Genomic DNA, 8,522 nt, shown 5'->3' with positions numbered 1-8,522 from the left:
CGGTCGGCGGCCTGTTCGGCGGCAGCGTCGGGCCGAAGACCGCCGAGGAGGCCGCCCAGTTCGGCGGCGTCGCCGGCCAGGCCTACGACCCCTGCTACCACCAGCCCTGCGACACCACGGCCAACATCAACCCGGTCGCGCTCGACCGCCACAGCCGCGCCTTCGCCTACGCGATCGGCTGGGCGGCGACCACCCCCGACCCCGGCCAGGCCCGCTGACCACCGCGAGTTCCTACCGCTTGCGCGAGCGCCGCGGCGAAACGGTCCAGTCCCGTCTCGCCGCGGCCCTTGGCCAACGCTCCTGAGTCAGCACACCTCGTCAGTCGGCTTGGCCGGGCACGTCCACAAGGTCGGCTGAGTCCGCCAGGCCCGACTCGATCAGGCGGCGAAGGTCGGCAACAGGCTGGATCTCGGAGACGGGCGGGCGTCCGTCGATCACCACATTGGGGACGCCGGTGATCCCGACCTCGGCCGCGCGAAGCCGGTCCGCGCGGACCTGCGCGGCATAGTCGTCCCCGGCCAGTACCGCGCTCACCTCCTCGCCGTCCAGTCCGGCCTCGCCGCCGAGGCGTCGCAGGACGTCCACGTCAGCCACGTTGAGGCCCTCGGTGTGGTACGCGTGCAGCAGCAGTTCCATCATCTGGTCGGCCTTACCGCGATCGGCGGCGAGCTTGACCAGCCGATGCGCGTCGAAGGTGTTCGCCGGGCGAGTCAGGTGCAGGTTCAGCTCCAGCCCCTCCGCCGCACCCAGCGACTGGATCCGGGCGATGCGCGCGGGAGCCTTCTCACCCCACCAGCCCACCATGGCCTCAGCGGCGGTCTCTCCGGGGATCCGGCTCGCCTCCGGAGCGAGCTCGAAGCTGCGCCAAACCGTCTCGACGCGTCCGCGCCCAGGCAGCCCTGCGAGCGCGGCCGTCAGACGCCGCTTGCCGATGTAGCACCAGGGGCAGAGCACATCGGCATATACCTCGATCTTCATGAACGTCCTGTCCCGTGGTCGCGGCGGTGGAAGCGCATTCGCCCACCCGACGGCACGGACGGCAAAAGCCGCCCGCCAAGACGCCATCGTGCAATCTCAACCACACTTGAGGTCAATATGCGCATGCCAGGCGCGAGGCAGCCCCTTCGACACCATCGAGTGACGCACGCCACATGGCCCAATGCTTAACCATTCGCTTAAACGACGCATCTAACGTCTCGTCCACCTGGAAGACAGGAGTTGTTGATGCGTCACAAGCTCATGCTCGCCACGGGCGTGCTCGCGACCGCCGGGGCGGTCACGCTGACCATGGCGGGGACGGCCTCCGCGAAGTCCAGCTTCACCCTGAAGGCCGACCACACGACCGTCCACCGCCACGGCGGGGTCGGGTTCCGGTTGGAGGCGGCCTCCGACTCCGCCGGCGAGCACCTCACCGGCCTGCGGTTCTGCCTCCAGCGCTCGGCCGGCAAGGCAGGCGCGTACAAGACCGTCGAGTGCACCACCCGGAGCCACTGGGACCGCAAGGCCAAGGCGGAGATCTACACGCTTGACTACCGCTTCGGCGCGCAGCCCAAGGGCTCGTACACCTTCCGTGGGACCTACCAGTCCAAGCACCACCACAAGTGGGGTCCCGCCCACAAGACGAACTCCGTCCTGGTCCACGTGAAGTAACAGCCTGATCGGACGCTGACCGCGGGCCGGAGGACGGCAGGGGAACGCCCTTCCACCGCACACGTCCAGCACCCTCACCGAACGGCCTCGGCGCCACCACCCCCGCCGAGGCCGTTCCCCTCCCCGCCGGAGGCTCGAAGTCTCCCAGTGCGGCGGGTTGGCACTGGCCTCTTGCCGACGGCGATTACATCGCGCAACGTCCTTCCGAGCGTCGCCGCGCCGCGGTCGCAACGCTCCACGGATCTGTGTTGCACGTCGATGCGTCACATCTGCGTTGCAGGGGTTCGGTCGGGGTTGTCTTGGCCAGTGGGACGGGGTGGCATCGGACGATGGAGAGGGAGCCGCGGGGACATCGGCTGGAGTTGATGCGGGCCGGTGTACACGCCCGGGTGGCTCGGTTAGCGGATGCGGCCGGAGCCGCCAAGCAACAGTCTCGGCGGTGGTCTCCGCCGGTTCTGCTGGGGTTGCTGTGTGGTGGTGCGTTCGCGCCGCTGGTGGTATCGGGTGCGAGTGCCGCAGCGTTGCTGGCGGCTGGGACCGGCGCGGCCGCTTCGGTCGGCGGCAACGTGCTGACCGATGTTCTGAAGGCCGGAGTTGCCCGCCTGCGTGAACAACACGAACCGGACGAGGAGTTCTCTCGGGAAGAGGTCGAGGAGGAGCTCGCGCGCGGGATTGAGCGAATCCTGGAGGCCGGGGGGCATGAGGCGGAGGGGCTGCGCAGTGAGATCGCCGTGGTGCTCGAGGAGGTCGGCGCGGTCGGAGCCGCGGTGGAGGCGGCGATCCGCAGCAGGAATGAAGTCCTGCTGGAACGATTGACGTTCGGACTGGTCGAGGTGGGCCGAGAGTTCACCGAGTTCGGCTTCGTGCTGGCGGCCGTGCAGGCGCAACTGGTGCAGCTGCGCGCTGGGCTGGACGAGCAGAACGGGCAGATGCGGCTGACGCTCGATCTGCTGTACCGGCAGGCCACGCAGATCAGGATGCTGTCAAAACAAGTGTCGCGGATCAACGCGCCGGCTGACGCGGAGACGCTGGACGCGGCCCCAGGACGGACCTGGAACGGCTGCCCCTATCGGGGACTGGCCCCCTTCGGGGAGGACGACCGTGAGGTGTTCTACGGGCGGGAGCGGGTCACGGCCAAGCTGCTGACCGCTTTGTCGCAGCGGCTGACGGCACCAGGCTTGGTGGTGGTGACGGGCGCGTCGGGGGCCGGGAAGTCGTCGCTGCTGAGTGCGGGCCTGCTCCCAGCGATCGGGCGTGGTGAGCTGCATGAATCGGCCTCTGAGTGGCCGCGGCACCTCATCGGTGCACCGACGGGAAGACCGTTGGAGCGTTTGGCGTCGGTGTTGGCTCCGATGGCCGGGTTGGACGCGCCCACCGTCCACGCCGGCTTGCTCGCTGAGCCCGACCGAGCGCATCTGATGGTTCGCCAGGCCGTTGAGCGCGACGCGCAGCGACGGGGCCTGCCCGCCGCTGCCGCAGGTGAGTGCCGGCTGGTGCTGGTCGTCGACCAGTTCGAGGAATTGTTCACCGCTCCCGTCGACCGCGGCGAGCAGACCGGTGATGACGGGGGCGACACGGGAGAGGCGGCGGCGTTCATCAGCGCGTTGCACGCGGCCGCGACACTGCCTTGCGGGCCCTACGGAACCCCGGCGGCACTGGTGGTGATCGCGGTACGGGGCGATTTTCTCGACCACTGCGCCGCCCATGCGGTCCTGGCCGAAGCGCTGCAGGACGGGCAGTTCGTCCTCGGCCCGATGACCGAGTCGGAGCTCCGGCTGACGGTCACCGGGCCGGCCGCGGCCGCCGGCCTGGAGCTGGAAGCGGGCCTGATCGACACCATCATGGCCGACCTCGCCGCATCAGCGGGCACCGCCGGCCCGGGCTCGTTGCCGCTGGTGTCACAGACCATGCGGACGGTATGGGAACACAAGGACGGCGACCGGCTGACGCTGCGCGGCTACTCCAAGACCGGCGGCATCATCAACGCGGTCGCCACCAGCGCCGACGCGGCCTACACCAGCCTGCCCGCCCCTGCCCGCGCCCTCGCCCGCCGCCTCCTGACGCACCTCATCATCGTCACACCGGCGGGTCGGTTGGCTCGCCGCACGGCCAGTCTCACCGAGGCACGCCGCGCCGCAGGCAGCGCCGCCCCCGCCGCTCTTGACCAGGTTCTGGAGACCTTGGCCGGCAGTCGACTCGTCACCATCGACGACAACGCGATCCAGATCAGCCATGATGTCCTGCTGGAAGCGTGGCCGCGGTTGCGCGGCTGGCTGCAACCCGATCTGGACAGCCACGCCCTGCGCGCCCAACTCCTGCAAGACGCCGACGAATGGGACCGCAAGGGGCGGCCCACGTCCTACCTGTACCGAGGTCAACGCTTGGCCGCGGTTGAAGGCGCCCGCGCGCACTGGGACGACAGTCTCGGCCGCTTCCCTCACCTGACCAGCACTCCCAGGGCGTTCCTGGAGGCGAGCCGAGCCGCACAGACCCGCGGCACCCGGATATGGCGAGCCGCCGTATCCGGCCTTTCGGTGCTGCTGGCCGTAACCCTCGCCACGGCCTTACTCGCCTTCCGAGCCCAGCACAGCGCCGACCACCAGCGCGACGCCGCGATCGCCCGCCAGCTCATCGCGCAAAGCCAACTTCTCCTCACCACCGACCCTGCTCTGGCGTCCCTGCTGGCCGTCACAGCCTGGCGGATTCGGCAGGGCCCCGAAACCCGTGCCAACCTTCTCGATGTCCTCGGCCAACGCCACAACTTCGTCCTCCCCCGCCCCGCCCGCGCGATGGCATTCAGCTCCGATGGCCAAACCCTCGTCACCGGGGATTCGGACAGGACCGTGCGCCTGTGGAACCCGGCCACCCGACAACAGATCGGCGCACCCTTTACCGGCCTCGCGCAGGCGGCCGGCGCAGTAGCGCTGAGTCCCGACGGCCGCACCCTCGCCGCCGGCGGCTATGACCGCACGGTGCGGTTGTGGGACGTGGCCACTCACCGCCAGATCGGCGCACCTCTCACCGGCCACACCGACGGCGTCAACTCAGTGGTGTTCAGCCCCGACGGCCGTATCCTCGCCACCGGCAGCGACGACAAGACCGTGCGGTTGTGGGACGTGGCCACCCGCCGCCAGATCGGCGCACCTCTCACCGGCCACACCAACGGCGTCAACTCAGTGGTGTTCAGCCCCGACGGCCGGACCCTCGCCACCGGCGGCAGTGACAGGGTGCGCCTGTGGAACGTCGCCACCCACCAGCAAACCGGCGCGCCCCTCACTGGTTCCGCCCGCGCGGTGGCGTTCAGCCCCGATGGCAGAACGCTCGCCACCGGGAGCACCGACGCGACCGGGCGGCTGTGGGACGTGGCGACCCACCGCCAGATCCGCAAGCCCTTCATTGGCCATCCCAACGGTGTCACGGCGGTGGCGTTCAGTCCCGATGGCCGGACTCTCGCCACCGGCGGCTACGACGACACCGTGCGGTTCTGGGAAGTGGCCAACCACCAACAGATCGGCGCACCCCTCACCGGCCCCGTTGGATTCATCCGGTCCATGGCGTTCAGCCCCGACGGCCGAACTCTCGCGACCAGAAGCCACGACAACCAGGTGCGCTTGTGGGAAGTAGCTCCCCACCGACAGATCGGCGCACCGATTCGGGACTCTCTCGGTCCAGTGGCATTCAGCCCTGATGGCCGTACCCTCGCCACCCGCGGCGTCAGCGGCAGTGATGGGGAAAGACTGTGGGATGTGGCCACTCACCGCCAAGTCGGCACACTCTCTACCAGCTCCCCCCTGTCCGTGGCATTCAACCCCGACGGCCGAACCTTCGCCACTGGGAGCAGCGACAAAGTGCGGCTATGGGACATGGTCACTCGCCAACAGATCAGCGCGTTCCCCACTGACCTCCCTCCTGAGGTTGCGTTCACCCCCGACGGCCGGACTCTGGCCACCGCCACCCTCGGCTTGGCCCCCCTCGGCGTCATTGGGGCAGTGCGGCTCTGGGACGTGACCCATCACCGCCAGATCGGCGCGTTCGCCATCGGCGCCGTCCTCTCGCTGGCGTTCAGTCCTGACGGCCGGATCCTTGCCACCGGCGGCTACGACAACACCGTCCGGCTCTGGGACGTGACCACCCACAAACAGATCGGCGCGCCCCTCGCCAACCCCACCAACTCCATCTATGCGGTGGGATTCAGTCCGGATGGCAGGACCCTCGCCGCCAGCAACGGCGACACGGTGCGGCTGTGGGATACGGCCACCCGCGAACAGATCGGCGCCCCCCTCACCGGCCACACCGGCATCGTCCTCTCGGTGGCGTTCAGCCCCGACGGTCGGACCATCGCCACCGGCGGCTACGACAACACCGTCCGGCTCTGGGACGTGACCACCCACAAACAGATCGGCGCGCCCCTCACCGGCCACACCGAATACGTCAAAGGGATGGCGTTCAGCCCCGACAGCCGTTTCCTCGCCACCGGCAGCGCCGACAACACCGTGCGACTGTGGGATGTCGCCATGCCCACTGACCTTGTAGTCGAGGCCTGCAAGATTGCGAGGCGCTCGTTGACTCGTGAGGAGTGGGCTCTGTACGTGCCACGCGGCCCCAGATACCGGAAAGTCTGCCTCTGACGAGGAACGTGCGGACGATCCGGAGCGACGGAATCTGAAGTAACGCACGGTGACGCGCCGGCGCCCGAGCCATCCCGTCTCAGTTTCTTCTGCGAAGACAAGAGCGGAACCGACGTCGCTCCGGCCGAGCTCCAAGGTGAGAACCGGCTGGATGTGCCGTGCGGCTCCTCCGAGGCGCGGAATGCGAGCAGCGCGCCTCGTCGCGTCCGCGGGAACATCGGCCTCCGTAGAGGTGTTAGTGTCGATTGCATACCCCCTGGGGGTAGCGGCGGTCGCCTTTGGAGATGAGGGCTGTCGTTCGCTGCTGGATCGCCGGGGGTACGTACGGCGGTCTGTTTTGATGGGAGATGGACATGCGTAATCTGCTGCCGCTCACGCCCGACGAGGCGCCGGGCAAGTCGAAGGAGCTGCTCGGTGACATCGTCGAGCGGCACGGCTCCGCCGGCGACATGGTGAGCACGATGGCTCATTCGCCGGCTCTGCTGCAGGGGTACCTGGACCTCTCCCGGGCGATGAAGCGGGTCAAGATCGCGCGTCCGTTGAGCGAGAAGGTCTCCCTGGCGCTCCAGGAGTGGATCGGCTGCGGGACCTGCATGGAGGCCCACATCGAGGCCGCCCGGTCGGTGGGGCTGACCGACACCGATATCGCCTTGGCGCGCCAGGGCACGTCGACCGATGTCCGGGAGGCGGCTCTCATGGGGTTCGCGCTGCGGGTTCTGAGTGAGCCGTCGTCCCTCAAGCCCGACGACGTGGCGGCACTTCGGGAGCACGGATGGAGTGACCGGGTGATCGCCGAGATCGTCGGGCTCGTCACCCTCAACATGCTGACCGGGTCGTTCAACCTGGTGGCAGGTATTCAGCCCGAGATCGCGCCGTAGGGCTGCGGGTGGTCATGGGAGGGCTCGGCCCGCTGGACGGACTGAGGCAGGTGGGTCACGGGGGTGGGGGCATCAGGCGGAGTTGGAGCATGGCCTCAAACCTCGCGTCGGGGTCGGTGAGGTCCAGGCCGGAGACCTCGGTGAGGCGCTTGAGGCGGTAGCGGAAGGTGTTGGGGTGGACGTGGACGGCCGCCGCGGCGGTGGGGACGTCCCCGAAGGTGTCGAGCCAGGCGGCGAGGGTCTCGGTCAGGGCGGTCTGGTGTTCGGCGTCGTAGGCGCGCAGGCGGACGACCGGCCCGTCCGGGATGTCGTCCTCGTCGGCCATGCGGTCGGCGAGGTCCGCCAGGAGGGAGGCGACGTGGACGTCGGTGAGGCGGGCGGCGCGGGCCCGGGTGCGTCCCTGGCACAGGACGCGCAGGGCCCGGTCGGCGTCGTGGCGGGAACGGGGTAGCTGCGCCGGGCGGACGGCGACCCGGCCGATGCCGATGACGGCCGGGACGCGGGTGCCGACGCGGGCGAGGAAGGCGTCGGCGACGCGGAGGGCGGGTTCGTCGGACGCGGTGGGCAGGATCGCGTAGGTGACGCCGCCGAGCGAGGCGGTGGCCGTGCGCGGATGGATGGCGGCCAGGTGCAGGGCGAGGGCGTCGGCGACGCGTTCGCCGGCGGCGAGCCGGTCCGGCGCCGGCGACTCCCCGGTGATCGCGAGGGCGAGGACGCAGGCGGGTTGCGCGGTCAGGCCGAGGCGCGCGGCGGCCTCGGACGCGTTCGCGCCGCCCTCCAGGACGGTGGCGAGCAGGTCGGCGCGCAGGCGGCGTTCGACGTCCCGGCCCGCGCGGCGGCGCAGCAGGTGCAGGGCGACGACGCGGGCCGCCTCGGTGAGGGAGCGTTCGCGGTCGGGGGTGAGCGGCCGGTCGACGACGACCCAGATCGAGCCGAGGATCTCGCCTCCGGCGCGGACGGCGATGGCGACGCGGGGTTTCTCGGCGACGCCTTCGACGTAGACGGGGCGGTCGCTGCGGTAGAGGGTGTGGAACGCTCCGCGTTCTTCCAGGGCGCGGAGCTTGTCGGCGGGTACCTGGCGGTCGAGGATCGTGGCGATGCGGGCCGGGTCGCCCTCGTCCTGGCGGCTGGAGAAGGCGAGGACGCGGCCGCTGCGGTCCTCGACGGTGGCGGGGCCGTCGAGGAGGGCGGCGATGGCGTTGGCCAGGGCGAACAGGTCGGTGGCGGGCGGCCCGTCGGGCGCGGCCGGATCGTCCACGCTGATCTCGTCCACGGCGAGCAGCGACCTCAGCAGGGCGGCGACCTGGGCCCAGGACGCGCCGGGGGTGAGGCCGAGGACGGCGACGCCGGTGCGTCCGGCGGCGGC

6 protein-coding genes are annotated in these 8,522 nt (G+C 70.1%); 4 read left to right on the top strand and 2 right to left on the bottom strand.

Annotated features, from left to right (window positions below; all coding sequences use genetic code 11):
* Window positions 1-218: M28 family peptidase (locus AB0J52_RS17900; RefSeq protein ID WP_500182704.1), on the top strand; the 218-nt coding region annotated here is incomplete at its 5' end.
* 100 nt (window positions 219-318) lie between these two features.
* On the opposite strand, the gene AB0J52_RS17895 is transcribed toward AB0J52_RS17900, so the two are convergent.
* Complete coding sequence (locus AB0J52_RS17895) at window positions 319-978, bottom strand: DsbA family oxidoreductase (protein WP_500182703.1); 660 nt, start codon at window positions 976-978, stop codon at window positions 319-321.
* A gap of 246 nt (window positions 979-1,224) precedes the next feature.
* Here AB0J52_RS17895 and AB0J52_RS17890 point away from each other — a divergent pair, with 246 nt between their 5' ends.
* From AB0J52_RS17890 to AB0J52_RS17880, 3 genes are all read left to right on the top strand, one after another.
* Window positions 1,225-1,650 (top strand): hypothetical protein, encoded by a 426-nt coding sequence (locus tag AB0J52_RS17890; RefSeq protein WP_500182702.1) that lies wholly within the window; start codon window positions 1,225-1,227, stop codon window positions 1,648-1,650.
* 566 nt (window positions 1,651-2,216) lie between these two features.
* Window positions 2,217-6,278 carry an nSTAND1 domain-containing NTPase gene (locus AB0J52_RS17885; RefSeq protein WP_500182701.1) on the top strand — a complete coding sequence of 1,354 codons (4,062 nt, stop codon included), beginning with the start codon at window positions 2,217-2,219 and terminating at the stop codon, window positions 6,276-6,278.
* Between the two features lie 353 nt (window positions 6,279-6,631).
* Complete coding sequence (locus AB0J52_RS17880; protein WP_500182700.1) at window positions 6,632-7,156, top strand: carboxymuconolactone decarboxylase family protein; 525 nt, start codon at window positions 6,632-6,634, stop codon at window positions 7,154-7,156.
* Between the two features lie 55 nt (window positions 7,157-7,211).
* Here AB0J52_RS17880 and AB0J52_RS17875 read toward each other — a convergent pair.
* The coding region (locus tag AB0J52_RS17875) for a PucR family transcriptional regulator (RefSeq protein ID WP_500182699.1) at window positions 7,212-8,522 on the bottom strand (1,311 nt) is incomplete at its 5' end.

Source organism: Spirillospora sp. NPDC049652, assembly GCF_040675125.1.
Lineage (GTDB): Bacteria > Actinomycetota > Actinomycetes > Streptosporangiales > Streptosporangiaceae > Spirillospora.
This window is presented reverse-complemented; position numbering and strand designations above follow the sequence as displayed.